We start from the raw sequence: 16,730 nt of genomic DNA, 5'->3' as shown, positions 1-16,730 counted from the left end.
CCGGGCCTCCCGTTTTCTGGAGCTCCTCGATATGGCTGGCTCCGAGGCTCGCCGGGCTCACCACTCCGGAGCTCCTCGATACGGCGGGCTCTGAAGCGCCTCGATCCTATCGTTGTCGCGGACTCAAGGGCGAGGTCGAGCGCGAGAGACTCGCCCTCAGTCGTTCGTGACGATGAACCAGCCGTTCAGCATGCTGCCGGCGGTCGTCGAGCGCGATCCAAGGATCGTGGTCCCCTCATTGCGGAGGCACATGCCGATATTCCACGACCCCTCGGACAGCACGGTCGTGCCAGAGACAGAGTAGGTTGTGGGGGTCGGCGTGAAATAGTGAAACGCAAAGCGGTTTCCGAGGAAGTTGACGATCTCGCCGGTGCCGTCACGCCCCTGGTAGCAGAGGCCGACCGGGGTGACGAACGGAGCGCTGGACGGCCCCAGCCCGAGTATCGCAGAGGCCGATCCGGTCACACGCTGGCTGCCGGTGATGGTCACCGACCCCGCAGGACCGACGAAGACATACGCGGCGCTGCCGCCATCAAAAGAGGGGGCAACATTGCCCGCGAGCGTGAACGTCGCGAGCACACCCGACGGACCGACCGGCCCCTGCGGGCCCTCCGGCCCGGGAGGCCCCTGGGGGCCCTCAGGACCCCTGTCGCCAGATAGACCCGCCGGGCCCATCGGCCCATCGGGCCCAGGAGGGCCCGGCGGCCCCGGGGGACCCGCAGGACCCATCTCGCCAGGCAGACCCGCTGGACCCTGGGACCCAGGAGGCCCCGGCGGCCCCGCGATCCCGCTCGGGTTGCCGACCCAGTTGCCGCTCTCGTCGATGATGACCTTGTCACCGATCTTCACCAGCTTCGGCGTGATCTCACCAACAGCATTGTTCGCGACCATCGCGTACGGAACGCTCCCGATCGGCGTGCGAGGCTCCATCTCCCGATCGTTCGCGACCGTGACTCCAAGGTAGCGGACCGAGCCGTCGAAGACCTTCGCGGCCTGCGCCTCGGTGAACTCGAGCACCGTGGAGAAATAGCCGTCATCGAAGGAGATCGAGAGCGTCTCGCTCCAGACAGGTGAATCGTCGTCCTCGGGCGCCTCGGCACCGTAGACGGCGAACGTCACAAGGAGCGCGTCATTGACCGGCTCTCCGTTCGCCGTGAAGAGCCGACCCTGGTGCGTGATCTGCGTCGGCACCGCGGCGGACGCGCCGCGCACGACGCCGACCGAGGCGGCGAGGAGGACACAAATCGCGAGGACACGCCGTCCCATCCCGTTCATGGCAAGCTCCCGTTCGCCCCAGCCAGCCCGCCCTGCATGCGGTAGCTCGGCGAGGTCGTCTTTCCCTGATTCTGGGTCGGCTGACCGAGCGTGAAGACCATGCGGTAGCTCGGACTGCTCACGACCTTGCCCGCGCTGACCACATCGCTCGCAGCGACACCCTGGTCCGCGACCTCGGTCCCCCCCTCCCCGCCCCCGCCGTTCGAAGCCACCTGCGGGCCAGCTCCCGCGCCACCAGCGCCCCCAAACCCCCCGCCGCCAGACCCAGGCCCGGTCACCGTCACATCATCGCTGCCGCAGCTGCAGCCGGGAGACAGGGCGAGCGATGCAATAAACAGGCCAATCCATACAGAAAATTGCCATCGCGCCATCAACGTGTTCCCCTCTGCTTCCGGGGCTTACGATCCGGAACAGAAGGGTACGCGCGAGGCCACCAAGGTTCAATCGAATCCCGAGCCATCGTGAGACATCGCCGCTTTACGTCGGGGTCGACGGAGGCGCCACGAGCACGACAGCGCGCCGAAACGCTCACGTCGCAAGAAGATGTCCGAGGCGAGGTGCGCTACGAGAAACATTCGCTCTCCGGCGGAATGCTCTCGCCCCCTCCTGAATCCGCTCCTCTGCGTTCGCGCCGCGCAGCCGGTCCAGCCGAGAGCCCGCTCACCCCGCGCGCCGCTCAGCCCGCCGACTGCGCTCCGGCGCTGTACGACGGAGGAGACTTCGCGGAGGGAGCGTGCTTTATCTTGGCCATGGATCTGAAAGTCCTTCTGGCGACCTTCTGGACGGTGTTCCTGGCCGAGCTCGGCGACAAGACGCAGATCGCGGTCTTCACGCTCGGCGCCGCCGGCAAGAGCCGCATATCGGTGTTCATCGGCGCGTCCGCCGCCCTGGTGCTTAGCACGCTGATCGCCGTCGCGCTGGCCGAGGCGGTCAACTCGCGCATCAACCCGCGCTGGACTCAAGGGCTCGCCGGCGCCCTGCTCATCGTGATGGGCGGCATCTACCTGGTCGGCGCGCTCCGACCGGCCGCGGGATAGCCCGCGGCGCGCTCCGCGCCGCTACAGCTCGCCACGGGGCGGGTCCGCGCCGCCTGGCCGGTCGCCCGCGCCGGCCGGGGAGCAGGGCGCCCCGCCGGCGGCGGTGCGCAGCTCCTCCGATACCGCCCCAGGGTTGAACGTCATGAACGACCGGAGCGACCACCAGAGCAGGTTGAACCAGGCCGGCGCAGGCAGCCGGCGCGTCACGCCGACCTCGGCGAGGCCCGCCGTCGCGAAGAAGACCGGCAAGAGCGTGCCGAGATCCGCGCGGTAGTCCATGGCCTCACGCACATCCGCGTTGATCCCGACGACGGCGTGCGCGACGGCGCGCGCGACGCGCGTCGGGCCAGGGTGGCCCTCGGGCCGCGGCGCGACGAGCAGGTGGCCGTCGTCGGCGCGCGCCTCGCCGACCAGCTCGGCGAGCCGGGCGCGGAGCCGCTCCGGATCGAGACCGCCCTCGAGGCGCTCGATGATCACCGAGCCCGTGGCCGGACGGACCGTCACGACCTCGCAGCCAGGATCGGCCGCGAGCTGCGCCGCGACGCTCTCGCACGCGCGACGATGGCCGGACAGCGCCGGCGCGCGCAGGCGGACGCGCCGCTCCAGGACGTGGACGACGAGCACCGGCGGCCTCATGACGACGGCTCGCCGTGGAGCACCGAGGCGCCGTTGCTCCTGCGCGGAGCGCGCTCGCCGCGCACTGCGCCCCCGGCCTTGTGCCGGACGCGCTCCGTGACCTCGGCCCAGAGATCCTCGGCGTGCTCCCGCTGGCGCTCGACCAAGGCGAGGCCCAGCCTGCCCAGGTGGAGCCCGAGCGCCGCGATCTCGACGACCACCGGCCGGAGATGCTGCTTCTTGCCCATCAGGAGGACGGCGCTGCCGACCCCCAGGGCGAACGACGGTGGATGAAACCTCATGATACCCTATTCCCCTTGCGCGGACAGGCGGCGCGCGCGGCGCTCACGTCCTCGTCCGCGCGCTCGATGTTGACGACGTCGACGGTGTTGTCCGGGTTGACGATCACGATCTCGCGGCCGGCGCCCGCAGCGCGCCCGAGAGAGCCGCGGAGCAGCGAGGGCAGCGCGCCCGCGAGCACGGCGAGCGCGAGCTCGCCGGCGCGGAGGCGCGGCGCCCCGAGCACCCGGCCGAGGGTGCGGGAGCCGAGCGCGAGCGCCTGGAGCGCGGAGGTCGCGGCGAGCGCGCGCGCCACGTGCGGGTTGTCCTGGCGCGGCAGGGGCCCCGGAGCCTCCTCCGCGGCGCCGGCGCGGCAGGCGAGGATGTGGAGCAGCTGCGCGGTCACGAGCGCGGTGAACGCCCTCGACCCCGCAGCCGCGCGGCCGCCGAGCGCGTAGGCAGCGAGCGACGCCCCGGACATCAAGGCCGCGTCGAGGCCCAGCGCGCGGAGGTCGCGCGGGCCGAGCAGCGGCGCGGCAGGGTCGCGCGGGGGGCGCCGCATGACGCCGGGCTCGGCCGGCTCCAGCGCGAGCGCGAGCGCGGGCGCGACGTCGGTGAGCAGGTTGATCCAGAGGAGCTGCAGGGGCGTGAGCGGCGAGACGCCGGCCAGGGCGCCGGCCAGCATCGCGAGGACCTCGCTCGCGTTCGTGGCGACGAAGTACGCGATCGCGCGGCGGACGTTGTCGTGCAGCCGCCGCCCCTCGCAGACCGCCTCGGTGAGGCTCGGCAGGTCGTCCTCGGCGAGGACCACGTCGGCCACCGCCCGCGCGATGTCCGTGCCGCGCTTGCCCATGGCCACGCCGACGTCCGCCGCCTTGAGCGCGGGGCCGTCGTTCACACCGTCGCCCGTCATGGCCACGATCTCGCCGCGCTGCTGGAGCGCGCGCACGATGTCGAGCTTGGCCTCGGGCGTGACCCGGCTGTGCACGGCGTCGTCCGGAATGCCGAGCTCGACGCCGATCGCGCGCGCGGTCCGCTCCTGATCGCCCGTGAGCATCAGGGTGCGGATGCCCGCGTCGGAGAGGGTCGCGAGCGCCTCCCGCGCGCCGGCGCGCGCCGGGTCGCGGAGCCCGACGAGGCCGGCGAGCTCGAGCGGGGCGTCGTTGTCCGGCCGGCCGTTCCGCCGCCACGCGAGGGCGAGCACGCGCAGCCCGCGCGAGGCCATCGCGTCGTTCTGCCGGAGCACCTCGTCGCGGCCGGCGCCGCGCGGGGCGTCGCAGCGCGCGACGACCTGCTCGGGCGCGCCCTTCACGAGCTCGATGTGCCCGAGCTCCGGGTGGTCGTGGACCGTCACCATGAACGCGCGCTCGGCCGAGCGGCGCTCCTCGCTCACGCGCCGCGCGGCGACGCGCCGCGACGACACGGGATAGCCGGCCGCGAGCGCGAACTCGACGAGCGCGCGCTCGGTGCCGCTGCCGTAGACGACCTTGCCGACGTCGCTCAGCTCGACGTCGGCGTTCAGCGCGGCGATGCGCGCGAGCGCGTGCACGCACGGGGCGCTCGAGGCGACCTCGCGCCCGTCCTCGCCGACGAGCGTGAGCCCGCGCGGCGACCCCGAGCCGCCGCCGCGCTCGTCACGCGCGGCGCGGGCGACCCGCAGGACGCCCTCGCCGGGGAGGAAGATCTCGGCGACCCGCATGCGGTTCTCGGTGAGCGTGCCGGTCTTGTCGGCGCAGACGACGCTCACGGCGCCGAGCGTCTCTGCCGCGGCGAGGCGGCGGATGACGATACCGCGGCCGCGCAGGCGGCGGCTGGCGAGAGCGAGCGCGGTGGTGCCCACGGCGGGGAACCCCTCGGGGATGGCCGCGACACCGAGGGCGACGGCGCTCCGCGCGAGCACGCGGAGAGGCCGACGCCGCGCGAGGCCGACGACCACCACCGCCGAGGAGCTCGCGAGCGCGAAGGCCGCGAGGCGCCGGCCGATCCAGGCGAGCTCCCGCTCGATCGGCGGGGTGCGCTCGCCCTCGCGGGAGAGCGCCCGCTGGATGTCCCCGAGCGCGGTCCGCCCGCCCGTCGCGACGACCACCGCCGTCCCCTCGCCCGAGGCGACCGTGGTGCCCGCGTACACCATGCCCCGGCGCTCGGCGAGCGGGGCGCCGGCGTCGACCTTCGCGGGACCCTTGTCGACGGGCTCGCTCTCGCCCGTCAGCGTGCTCTCGTCCACGGCGAGCTCGCGCGACGCGACGACGCGCGCGTCCGCCGCGACCGGCTCGTCGGCGCGCAGCGCGAGCACGTCGCCCGGCACGATCTCCGACGCGGCGAGCCGCTGCTCGCGCCCGTCGCGCACGACGCGCGCCCACCCGACCCTGAGGTCGCCCCAGGCGTGCAGGAGCTCCTCGGCGCGCGACTCGGTGTACGTGCCGATCGCAGCGTTCGCGCCGACGACGAGGAGGACGGCGCCCGCGTCGACCACATCCCCAAGCGCGAGCGACAGGCCCGCCGCGCCGAGGAGCAGCGCGGTTGGTACTGTAAAAATCTGCTCAGCGAGGATCTCGATCGACGAGCGGCTCGCGACTCCCGCGAGCTCGTTCGGACCGACGTCGCGGAGGCGGCGCTGCGCCTCGTCGGCGCCGAGCCCCGCGGTCGGCTCGACGTCGAGCGCGCGGGCGACCTCGCCCACGTCCTCGGCGTGGGCCCGGTGGGGAGCGGCGGCGCCCTCGCCGTCTCGCTCGGCCGGCGCGCGCCCGCTGCGACGATCGCGTCCGGCCGGCGCGCCCTCGCGGCGCACGCGACGGTACGCTCCGCGGACGAGCGAGCTCACCCCCTCGGCCACGGCCAGCGCGGCACGGCGCGCGGACGGCGGCGGCGGGGCGCCAACGACGGCGTGGGCGGCGAGCGCGGCGGCGGACGCCTCGGCCGCGTCTTCCCGCACGAGCACGAGCACCCGCCCGGTCCGCGCGCTCGCCCGCGCGGACACGACGCCGGGGACCGCGGCGAGGTCGCGCTCGATGCGCGCGGCGCGCGCAGGATCCCCGAAGAGGCCGTCCACCTCGGCGCGCACCCGCGCGATCCCGGCGCGCCCGTGCAGATCGCGCCCAGGCGAGCGGCGGAGCCGCCGCGCGCTGCCGCCGCCGCGTCCCCTGCCCGCGCCGGTAAGATCGATCCAGCCCGTGCCCGAACGCCCCATGATCCTCTCCGCGCTGGGATCGAGACCTCTTCAAAGGTCGAGCCAGCGCCGGTGTGCGAGCCGGCCACATCGCCCGGCCGGGCCGGCGCGGCGGCGCGCAGGCCGCGCGCGGCTTCAGCCGAAGCTCCGCTTGAGCTGCTCGATCTCGCGCTCGATCTCGACGACCGCCGGCGCGCCCCCGACCGCGGCCCGGAGCGTGGCCAGGGCGCCGCCGACGTGGCCCGCGACGTGGATCCGGCCGGTCGCCTCGACCCGCTCGCGGAGCGTCGAGGCGACGCTCCGGAGGGCGCGCTCGTCCGCGGCCAGGGCGAGCCGCTGCTGCGCGTCGGCGAAGGTCGCGGGATCGGCGCTCTCGGCGAGCCACGCCCAGGGCCAGGTCGCGCGGCGGTGGCGCAGGTCCTCGAGCCCCTTCTCGGCGCGGGCCGCGGAGGTGATGCCGCCGAGGTCGTCAAGCATCTGCAGGCCCACGCCGATCTCGCGGCAGCACCGCGCGATGCGCCGCGCGAGCAGCTCCCTCGCGCCCGCAGCGCGGGCCCCGAGGTAGCCGCAGAAGCCCATCAGGCTGCCCGTCTTCAGGCGCGTGATGGTCGCCACCACCCGGGGCACGAGCGGCTGCTCCAGCGCCGCGACGCGCACGGTGAGATCGAGCGCCTGCCCCTCGTGGCAGCGCAAGAGGGTGCGGCCGAGGCGGCGGTAGAGCGCGAGCCGGGTCGCGGCGCCGAAGCGCGTGCGGCCGAGCAGGTCGAACGCCCAGAAATACATCCAGTTGCCCGTGTTGATGGCGAGCGGCACCCCGCACACGCGGTGGAGCGCCGGCGCGCCGCGCCGCGCGGCGGAGTCGTCCTGAACGTCGTCGACGATCAGCGAGCCGGCGTGGAGGATCTCCACGAGCAGCGGCAGCTCGTCGGGCATCCGCGCGGCGTCGCCGCCGCCGAGCGCCCAGCTGAGCGCCACGAGCCGGGCGCGGAAGTCCTTGCCGGGGCGCTGCAAGAAGCCCCGCGCCGGCCCGACCAGCGCCTCGCCCCACAGCTCCTCGGGCAGCGCCGCGGGGAGCGCGCCGAGCGCCCGCTGCAAGGCGCGGGTCAGGGGCGGCTCGCGCGACGCATCTCCCCGCGTGGGGCCGTTCACCTGTCGCTCCCCGTCCGGATCTTCGTCGCGCTGGTGGGTTGCAGGAGGAGGGCTCGACCGCGGCTCGCTCATGGATTCATTGCTATATGGCAGACCGGGTGACACGGAGCCGCGCCCGCCTCGCGCGGAGCACCGCGTGCGTTCCGATGACGACGCGCGCACAGCATCCGTCGCCCGGGCGACGAGCGCCAAGAGGAGACGGAGATCCCCCGGAGGCCATGGCCGTGGACGGCGGGGGGACCGCCCGGTGATCGATCGTCGAGGCGGCCCCCTCACGCCTCCGGCGTGGAGGCGCCGAGGCCGCCGAGCGCCGGCAAGCCCCGCGCCCTGCGTCTCACCCCCGCGCGGCGATCGAGGCGAGGAGGGTCTGCAGCGCGCTCGGCTCGATCGGCTTGATGAGGAGCATCGAGAAGCCGGCTTCCTGGGCCCGGCGCCGATCTTCCTCCCGGCCATAGCCGGTCAGCGCGATCATGAGCGAGGGGGACGGACCTGGATTTCCCTTCAGAGCACGCGCCACGCAGTATCCGTCCATCCCGCCGGGAAGACCGATGTCGCACAGGATGACCTCCGGCAGGAACGAGCGGGCCGCCTCGACGCCGGCAGGCCCGGACAGGGCCACCTCGACCTGATGCCCCTCCATGGCGAGCAACGCTTGCAAGGTCTCCGCGGCGTCCACGTTGTCCTCGATGATCAGGATGCGCAGCGATCGCGCCGCGATGTCCGCCGCCGGCGCGGCGCTCCCGACCGACGGCGCGATCCCGCGCTCCAGCGGCAGGCGGAGGACGATCTCCGCGCCATGGCCGATGCCCGCGCTCTCGGCCGAGGCCGCGCCGCCGTGCAGCTCGACGAGCCCCTTGACCAGCGCGAGGCCCAGCCCGAGCCCGCCCCGGCTGCGGTCCAGGCTGCGATCGGCCTGGCTGAACGGCACGAAGACGCGCGCCAGCATCGCCGCATCCATGCCGATGCCCGTGTCGCGGACGCGGATCGCGGCGGAGCTCTCGGACGCCGCCGACAGGGTGACCGTCACCTGGCCGCCGGCGTCGGTGAACTTGTTCGCGTTGTGCAGTACGTTGCCGATGGCCTGCGACAGCCGGGTCGGATCGCCGAGGACCCACAGCGGCGCGGCCGGGATCTCCAGCGAGAGCCCGAGGCCGCTCGCCTCCAGCGTGCTGCGGTAGTCCTCGGCGGTCTGCCGGAGCAGCTGCGTCAGGTCGCAGCGCTGCTTGCGCAGCTCGATCCGGCCGCGGGCCACGCGCGAGACGTCGAGGAGATCGTCCACCAGCCGGGCCATGTGCGAGACCTGTCGATCGAGCACGCCGCACGCCCACGTCGTCGACGGCTGCTGGGGCCCGGACCGCCGCAGGAGCTCGGCGGCATTGCGGAGGGGCCCGAGCGGGTTGCGCAGCTCGTGGGCGAGCATCGCCAGGAACCCGTCCTTGCGCTGGTCCGCCTCCTTCAGCGTCACCTCGGCGCACTTCTGATCGTGGATATCCGTACACGTGCCATACCACTTCTCGATCTCGCCCGAAGGCCCGCGCACGGGCACCGCGCGGCCCAGGTACCAGCGGTGCTCACGGGCACCGAGGACCCAGAAGCGGTATTCGATCTGGAGCGGCTCGCCGGACAGGACCGAACGAAACCAGCTGTCCGTGCACAGCTGGCGATCGTCCGGATGCACGAAGGGGACCCAGCTGTCGCCGGTCGCCTCGTCCTCCTTCACACCGCAGATCTCGTACCACCTGCGGTTGTAGTAATCGATGCCGCCGTCCGGACGCGCCGTCCAGGCGATCTGCGGCATGGCTTCGGCGAGCGACCGGAACTTCGCCTCGCTCTCGCGGAGCGTGTCGCTGACCTGCTTCCTCACGGTGATGTCGTGGGCGATGCTGATGACGAGCCGCCTGCCCGCCGCGTCATTTCCCAGCGGAGCCCCGCGAAACAGCCACGTGCGCTGCTCGCCGTTCGCCGTGATGATCGCGGCCTCGAGCTCGCCGCTGGTGGCGCCCTCCAGCGCGTACAGGGCCTTGATCCTGGAGCGGATGGCGTCCTTCTGCGCCGGATGCGCCCTGTCGAGCCATTCCTCGACGGTGGGGATCTCCCGGCTGGCGTAGCCGGCGATGTCCGTCCACGCGCGGTTGACGCAGACGACCTGGCCGTCGTCGGCGTGAATCATGATGGGGAACGGGACCGCCATCACGGCGCGGCGGAATCGCGCCTCGCTCTCCTGCAGCAGGAGCTCTGCATGCTTGCGCTCGGTGATGTCGATGATCGAGCCGACGTAGCCGAGGAGCTCGCCGCCCGGGCCGAGCCGCGGCGAGCCCGAGGCGATGCACCAGCGGAACTCGCCGTCGTGCCGACGCAGGCGGTAATCCAGCCGGAAGGGCTCGCGCCGCGCCTCGGCCCGCCGGAAGACCTCCATCGTCGCCGAGCGGTCCTCGGGGTGGATCGCGTCGAGCCAGCCGAAGCCGAGGGAGGTCGCCTCGGTCTGGCCCGAGAACTCGGACCAGCTCCGGTTCCCGTACGTGGCGCGCCCGTCGGGGCCGGTGGCCCAGACCATGACGGGCGACGGATCGGCCATGTTGCGGAAGCTCACATCCCACTCCCGGACGCCGAGCTGGCCGCCCGTGAGGGCCAGCCGCAACCGCTCCTCGCTCTCGCGCAGGCGCGCCTCGCCGACCTGATCCAGGACGGCCGCCTTCAGGTGCGGCTCGCCGTCGATCTGCCGGCGCGGCGCCCCCTCCCCTCGCGCCGGCTCGTCGATGTCGGTGGCCGTGCCGAGCCAGCGGGCCCCCCGGCCGCCGATGTCCGCGATGGGCTCCGATCGAGCGAGGAACCAGCGATAGGCGCCGTCATGCCGCCGCACGCGGACCTCCAGCTCGAGCGCCGCGCCCCGCTCGACGGCCGCCTTCCACGCGGCGGTGCAGCGCGCCGCATCCTCCGGATGGAGGACGGCGGCCAGCCCGAGGCAGGCCGCCTGCTCCGCCGTCAGGCCGGTGTACTCGCGAAAGCGACCGTTGACATAGTTGCACGAGCCGTCGCTGCCGGCGGCCCATACCAGCTGCGGGATGCCCTCGGCGAGCAGACGGAACTGCGGATCCGTCCCCCGCTGCTCGGCTCCACACGGCCTGGCACTGCGAACATACTTTGTAGAGATCACGCCCATTCGAGCCGATCGACTCCGCCCGGCGTTGTCGACAAAACGTTGTGGACGCTTTGGCTGCTCTCAGCTTGTTCGGCAAGGGCCGGGGATGGACCGCCGAGGTGGAGTCCTCGGCATGCCAGGCAGACCCGACGATCCTGGCCAGAAGAGCGCGCGCCCTAGCCGCGTCCGAACCGCTCCACGAATTGCCGGTGGGCGGCGAGCTCGGGCGCATCTCCGCTCCAGAGCTCCTGCTCGCGGTAGCCGGTCGCCACCGACAGCACCTCGATCCGCCGCCCCTCGGACCTGAACCGCACCCGCCACGAGGTCACGGCGAGCCGCATCGCGTCCCCGTCGACGCGGATCCGCCGGTAAGGGTGCGGCTGCGGGCCGAGCGCGAGCACCCGGTCCACCCGCTCCCGCAGGGCGACCCCGTGCGCCGCATCGAGCCAGGCGGCCTGCTCGGCTGCCCGCTCGCCCCAGACCACCTCGAAGCCCGGCTCCGGATCCGCCGGCGCCTCGGCCGGAGCGAGCGGCGCGACCCAGCCGGTGCGCGCGTGCGGGTAGGCGTCCGCGTACGGCACGTACGGCTTCAGATCGAGCACCGGCGTGCCATCGATCATGTCCACGCCGCTCACGCGCAAGGTGAGGCCGTCCACCGCGAGGAGCTTGACCACGCTGAGGCCGATCGGGTTCGGGCGGTGCGGCGAGCGTGTCGACAGCACGCCGCGCCGCTTGCCGGCGCTCCGAGGCGGCAGGACCTTCGGGCGCCAGCCCTCGTTGAGGTGGAACCAGAAGACCACCCAGAGGTAGTCCCACCCCTCGATGTCGCAGAGCGCGTGGTCCAGGCCGCGGCCGGGCACGAGCTCGATCGTCCCCTCCGCCCCGGCCGCGGCGTGCGGCTGTCGCGGCGCGCTCACCCGGTCGGGGAACGGGGTGCGCACCACGCCGATCGGCGTGAACGTGACAGGCCTCAGCATCGGACCGGAATCCATGGGATCGCCGTCGCCTCCGTCACGGGAGCGGCACCTCGACGATCAGGACCGCCGGGCCCTCGAACGCCACCCGGCCGCGCTCGATCGGGGCCCGCTGCGCCGCGCCGCCGAACCGCGGCTCCTCGCTGAACGCGAGCCCCCGCGCCTCCGGGCGGCCGAGGTCCAGGGCGAGCGCGCCGCGGAGCGCGACCAGCGCGATCACGGCGATCTCGCCGCCGCGGCGCTCGATCCGGACGGCGTCCGGGGAGAGCGCCTCGGCCGAGAAGGCGTCGCGCGCGCGGCCCCGCAGCGCCGGGTGCGACGCGCGGAGGCCGAGGAGCTCGCGGTACCAGGCGAGCACGCCGGCGTGCTCCGGCCGCTGCCGCTCGCTCCAGTCGAGCTTCGAGCGCTCGAACGTCCGCGGATCCTGCGGATCCGGCACCTCCGCGTCGCCGAACGAGGAGAAGTACTGGAACTCGCGCCGGCGGCCCTCGGTCACGAGCCGGCCGAGCTCGGCGTTGTGGTCGGTGAAGTACTGGAACGGCGTCCGCGCGTTCCACTCCTGGCCCATGAACAGGAGCGGCGTGTACGGCGTGAGCAGGAGCAGCGCCGACGTCGTCCGGAAGGCCGCCGGGCTCACCTTGTCCCCGAGCCGATCGCCGAGCGCGCGGTTGCCGATCTGATCGTGGTTCTGGATGCAGTGCACGAACCGCGGCGGCGGCACCGGCTCGGCGGGCGTCCCCCGCGGCTTGCCCGCGTGCTTCGAGACCTGCCCCTCGTAGAGCCACCCCTTGCGGATCGTCGCGGCGAGGTCCTCGGCCGTGCCCCGGTGATCCTCGAAGTAGCCGTCGCGATCGCCGGCGAAGATGACGCGGAGCTCATGGTGGAAGTCGTCGGCCCACACGCCGTCGAGGCCGTACCCGCCCTGCTCGACGGGCTTCACGAGGCGCGCGTCGTTCAGGCTGTCCTCGGCGATCACCACGACGTGGCGCCCCTCGCCGGCCGCCCGCGCGCGCTCGGCGATCTCCCGGAGGATATGGGGCTCGGTGTCGTCGACGATGGCGTGCGTCGCGTCCAGGCGGAGGCCATCGATGTGGTAGTCGCGGATCCACATCTCGGCGTTCGTGATCGCGAGCGCGCGCACCTGCTCGGCGCCCTCGCCGTCGTAGTTCACCGCGTCGCCCCAGGGCGTCTTGTGGCGATCGGTGAAGTAGCGCTTCGAATAGGCGCGGAGGTAGTTCCCGTCGGGGCCGAAGTGGTTGTAGACGCAATCGAGGATCACCCCGAGCCCCGCGGCGTGCGCCGCGTCGACCAGGCGGCGGAGGCCCTCGGGGCCGCCGTAGGCCGCGGCCGGGGCGAAGAGGTCGACCCCGTCGTACCCCCACCCGCGCTCGCCCGGGAAGCTCGCGACCGGCATGAGCTCGATCGCGGTGATCCCGAGCTCCCGGAGGTCGGCGAGCCGCCCGATGAGCGCGTCGAACGTGCCCTCCGGGGTCGCCGTGCCGACGTGCACCTCGTAGATGACGAGGTCCTCGAGCGCGACGCCCTTCCACCCCGCGTCGGTCCACGCGAACGAGGGGTCGTCGACCGCCGACGGGCCGTGCACGCCGAACGGCTGCGCGCGCGCGTAGGGGTCCGGGAACGGCCCCTCGCCGTCGATCCGCACCTTGTAGAGCGCGCCGGCCCCGAGGCCCGGCGCCGTCGCCTCGAAGGTGCCGCCGCCGGTGGGGGTCGCGGGCAGCGTGCCCGTGATCTCCTCGCCGTCCTTGCCGTAGGTGACGATCTCGATCCGATCGTGGTCGGGCGCCCAGACGCGGAAGCGGACCGCGCCGCCCTCGATCCATGCGCCCATCGTGCGAATCGCCTTCATGTCACTGACCTCGCTGGGCCGCCCGCAGCAGCAGGGCGACGGGAAAATCGGAGAGCACGCGGTCGAGCGGGAGCACCGCGCCGTCCCTCGGCTCGGACGTCGCGGCCGCGTCGCGCGGCGAGGAGCCGGACGGCGACGCCTCGATCTCGGCGCCGGTGAAGAGATCCGTGTAGAGGCCGGGCTCCACGTCGACGAACGTCCCCGCCCACGCCTTCCCCGTCGGCGGGGCGCAGGCCCCGCCGAGCAGCCGCGCGCTGAACCGGGGCGCGACCACGACGAGCGAGCGCCCGTCCTGCTGGCCGCGGCGCGCGAAGGCGACCACGTGCGTCTCGCGGTCGCCGATCACGGCGCGCGGGGCGTAGTCCCCGTCGGCCCCGAAGAGCGCCGGGTGCCGCCGGCGCAGCTCGAGCGCGACGTGCGTGACGAAGAGCTTGATGCGGCCGTCGCGCGCCCCGGCACAGAGCTCGCGCGCGAGCGTGAGGTCGCCGCCGTTCCACCGCGCGCGGATCTCGGCGAGCGCCTTCTCGCGCGACGCGTAGTCGACCACGCGGCGGTTGTCGGGGTCGACCAGGCTGAAGTCCCACACCTCGTTGCCCTGATAGATGTCGGGCACGCCCGGCGACGTGAGCTTCAGGAGCGTCTGCGAGAGCGAGCCCCACATGCCGTGGCACGCGACCACGCGCGCGAGCGGCAGGAGCGCGCCCACCACGTCCGCGGACGAGATCGCCTTGCGCACGAACGCCTCGACGGCGGCGTCGTACTCGGGCTGCGCGTCGATCCAGGACGTGTTGACCTTCGCCTCCTTCGTGGCCTTGCGCATGTAGTGCACGAGCCGGTCCGCGTAGGACGAGAGCGCGTCGCCCTCGGGCGCGCGCGGGCCTCCGGGAGCGCCGAGCAGCGGATCGATCGGCAGGCTCCCGAGGAGCGTCTGGTAAAAGAGGTACTCCTCGTTGCTGTCCGGCGCGAGGCGGCCCTCGATCTCGGCCTTGAGCGGCGCCGCCGCGGCGGCCGCGCGGAGGAGCGCCTCCTCCCATGCGGACGGGATCTCCGACAGCACGCTGATCCGCGCGCGCACGTCCTCGCTCCGCTTCGTGTCGTGCGTCGAGGTCGCGAGCATCGAGGCGGGCCACGTCTTCTGCCGCTGCACGTTGCCGCGGTGGAACGCGAGCACGCTCGCGCCGTAGCGCTCTGGCTCGCCGCCGACCTCGTTCAGCGACACGAGCCGGTTGTAGATGTAGAACGACGTGTCCTCGAGCCCCTTCGCCATCACCGGCCCGGTGAGCTGCTGGAGCTTCATCACGAACTCGCAGAAGTGGCGCCGGTCCTCCTCGCGGAAGAGATCCGGGTCGAGCATCAGGACCGAGCGCACGAACGTGAAGATCGTGGCCTCCATCGTCGGGTTGCGCCGGCGCGCGAGGGCGACGGCGCGGCCGATCGCGACCCGGTCGTGGTCCGAGATCGTCGGCGTCTGCTCGTTGACGTACGTGCGGTACACCGGGAAGCACGCGATCACCTCGCGCAGGGCCTCGTTGAGCGAACCCAGGGTGAAATCGCGGAAGCGGCGGTCGCGCTCGGTGAGCCGGTTCAGCGCGTGCGTGAGCACGTTGAGCTCGCTCGCCAGCGCCGTCCGCAGGATCAGCTTCTTCTTCTCGTAGACGAGCGCCTCGAACTCCAGGTGATCGCCGATGAACCGCTCGTAGATCGCGTTCATCGACGCCTCGCTCGAGGCGTCGACGAAGAGCTCGCCGACCGCCGCGGTGAAGTCGTAGCCGCTCGTCCCGTGGACGGGCCACGCCTCGGGCAGCGTCTCGCCGCGGGCGAGGATCTTCTCGACGACGACGTACATCGGCCGCGCGATCGACGCGCCGCGCGGGTCGTGCGCCCCCCCGGCGCCCGCGCGCTCGTCGATGGCCGCGCGGATCGCCGGCTCCAGCTTGGCGAAGCGGGTGGCGGCCGGCGGGCGGCTGCGCGCGTCCTCACGGCTCCGCGGCTCCGGCTCGGCCTCGGCGAGGAAGCGGCGGCGGCAGCGCTCGATCAGGTAGCCCCGCTGCAGGTCCTCGAAGTAGCCGATCGGGTCCCAGAGGCCGTCGGGGTGGTCGATGCGCAGCCCCGTGACCTGTCCGCGCTCGCAGAGCTCGAAGACGAGCCGGTGCGCCTCGGTGAAGACCGGCCGGTGCTCCATCCTGATCGCCGCGAGCTCGTTGATGTCGAAGAACCGGCGGTAGTTGATCTCCTCCGCGGCGCTGCGCCAGTAGCTCAGCCGGTAGGCCTGCTCCTCGAGCAGCGCCTCGAGCGGGTCGAAGCTCCGCGGATCGCCCACCTTGCCGTTGACGCGCTCGACCCCCTCCGCCACCGCCGACGCGACGTCGGGCGAGTCGGAGACGAGGGCCGCGAGCCGCCGCCTGAGGATCTCCTTCTCCCGACGCCGCTCGATCACCTTGGCCCGCTGCGTCTCGGTCCGCGGCGGCATGTTGCGGAGCCCTGTGATGATGCTCTGCAGCTCGAGCAGCGCGTCGTTCTCCTCGCCGAGCGCGGCGACGAGCCCGGGCACGAGCGGCCCGATGACCATCCCGTACGTCCGCGGGTTCACCGGGAAGACGTGATCGAAGTACCGGAGGACGAACGCGCCGCTGTCGAACTCGATCTTGAGCTCGCCGCGCTCGAGCACGCGCCCGTAGTGGTCGCCGAGCACGGGGAGCAGCACCTTGTGCTTCAGCTCCGTCTTGAGCGGCGCCCAGTCGATGTCGAAGAACGGCGCGTAGAGCGAGCTCGGGCCGTTCTGGAGGACGTCGCTCCACCAGGCGTTGTCGGAGGTGCCGACCCCCATGTGGTTGGGCACGAAGTCGAGGAGGAAGCCCATGCCGTGCGCCGCGAGCTCGTCCGTGAGCCGATCGAGATCGTCGCGGCCGCCGATCGCGGGGTTCAGCGCGTTGTGATCGACGAGGTCGTAGCCGTGCAGGCTCTCCGTAGGCGCCTTGAAGAAGGGCGACGAGTAGAGATCGCTGACGCCGAGCGCGTCGAGGTAGGCGACCACGCGCCGCGCCTGCTCGAAGGTGAAATCCTTGTTGAGCTGCACGCGGTACGTGGCGCGCGGCAGCCGCGGCGCCACGCCCTCGCACGCCGCCGCGACGAGCCGCGCCGCCTGCTGCGCGGCGCCGTCTGGATGGCTGCTCACCTTTTGATTCCGATCGTCCGGCGCTTCCGTCATTCGTCGAGTGCCTCCGGGGCA

At 73.1% G+C, this 16,730-nt stretch carries 11 protein-coding genes; 1 reads left to right on the top strand and 10 read right to left on the bottom strand.

Going from position 1 to position 16,730, the window contains the following annotated elements:
• Window positions 1-156: 156 nt before the first annotated feature.
• Together WMF17_RS12055 and WMF17_RS12050 are read right to left on the bottom strand one after the other, a co-directional pair.
• A complete protein-coding gene (locus WMF17_RS12055) occupies window positions 157-1,275 on the bottom strand; it encodes a collagen-like protein (protein ID WP_437649509.1) in 1,119 nt (372 codons plus the stop codon).
• Window positions 1,272-1,487 carry a hypothetical protein gene (locus tag WMF17_RS12050; RefSeq protein ID WP_437602184.1) on the bottom strand — a complete coding sequence of 72 codons (216 nt, stop codon included), beginning with the start codon at window positions 1,485-1,487 and terminating at the stop codon, window positions 1,272-1,274. The genes WMF17_RS12055 and WMF17_RS12050 overlap by 4 nt, the downstream gene beginning before the upstream one ends.
• Window positions 1,488-2,024: 537 nt before the next feature.
• On the opposite strand from WMF17_RS12050, the gene WMF17_RS12045 reads away from it, so the two are divergent.
• Window positions 2,025-2,312, top strand: coding sequence for a TMEM165/GDT1 family protein (locus WMF17_RS12045; RefSeq protein WP_437604242.1), 288 nt, complete (start codon window positions 2,025-2,027; stop codon window positions 2,310-2,312).
• Between the two features lie 21 nt (window positions 2,313-2,333).
• Here WMF17_RS12045 and WMF17_RS12040 read toward each other — a convergent pair whose 3' ends face one another.
• The 8 genes from WMF17_RS12040 to treY all read right to left on the bottom strand — a co-directional run bounded on the left by WMF17_RS12040 (window position 2,334) and on the right by treY (window position 16,709).
• The gene (locus WMF17_RS12040) at window positions 2,334-2,948 is read right to left on the bottom strand and encodes an HMA2 domain-containing protein (protein ID WP_437602183.1); all 615 of its coding nucleotides are present in this window, start codon (window positions 2,946-2,948) and stop codon (window positions 2,334-2,336) included.
• The gene (locus tag WMF17_RS12035) at window positions 2,945-3,229 is read right to left on the bottom strand and encodes a hypothetical protein (protein ID WP_437602182.1); all 285 of its coding nucleotides are present in this window, start codon (window positions 3,227-3,229) and stop codon (window positions 2,945-2,947) included. The genes WMF17_RS12040 and WMF17_RS12035 overlap by 4 nt, the downstream gene beginning before the upstream one ends.
• Window positions 3,226-6,393, bottom strand: coding sequence for a cation-translocating P-type ATPase (locus tag WMF17_RS12030; protein ID WP_437602181.1), 3,168 nt, complete (start codon window positions 6,391-6,393; stop codon window positions 3,226-3,228). Before WMF17_RS12030 ends, WMF17_RS12035 begins: the two co-directional genes overlap by 4 nt.
• A gap of 114 nt (window positions 6,394-6,507) precedes the next feature.
• Window positions 6,508-7,593: a polyprenyl synthetase family protein gene (locus tag WMF17_RS12025; RefSeq protein ID WP_437602180.1), complete on the bottom strand. Its 1,086-nt coding sequence runs from the start codon at window positions 7,591-7,593 to the stop codon at window positions 6,508-6,510.
• A 262-nt stretch (window positions 7,594-7,855) separates the two neighbouring features.
• Complete coding sequence (locus WMF17_RS12020) at window positions 7,856-10,675, bottom strand: PAS domain S-box protein (RefSeq protein WP_437602179.1); 2,820 nt, start codon at window positions 10,673-10,675, stop codon at window positions 7,856-7,858.
• Window positions 10,676-10,836: 161 nt separating this feature from the next.
• On the bottom strand, window positions 10,837-11,637 hold the full coding sequence (gene tsaA / locus WMF17_RS12015) for a tRNA (N6-threonylcarbamoyladenosine(37)-N6)-methyltransferase TrmO (RefSeq protein WP_437649507.1): 801 nt from the start codon (window positions 11,635-11,637) through the stop codon (window positions 10,837-10,839).
• 34 nt (window positions 11,638-11,671) lie between these two features.
• Entirely contained in the window at window positions 11,672-13,501 is a 1,830-nt protein-coding gene (gene treZ, locus WMF17_RS12010; RefSeq protein ID WP_437602177.1) for a malto-oligosyltrehalose trehalohydrolase, read from the bottom strand.
• 1 nt (window position 13,502) lies between these two features.
• Window positions 13,503-16,709, bottom strand: coding sequence for a malto-oligosyltrehalose synthase (treY, locus tag WMF17_RS12005; RefSeq protein ID WP_437602176.1), 3,207 nt, complete (start codon window positions 16,707-16,709; stop codon window positions 13,503-13,505).
• Window positions 16,710-16,730: the final 21 nt, after the last annotated feature.

The organism is Sorangium sp. So ce362 (assembly GCF_051519845.1).
Taxonomy (GTDB): Bacteria; Myxococcota_A; Polyangia; order Polyangiales; family Polyangiaceae; genus Sorangium.
Note: the sequence above shows the minus strand (reverse complement) of the source record. Positions and strands in the feature narration are given on the sequence as shown.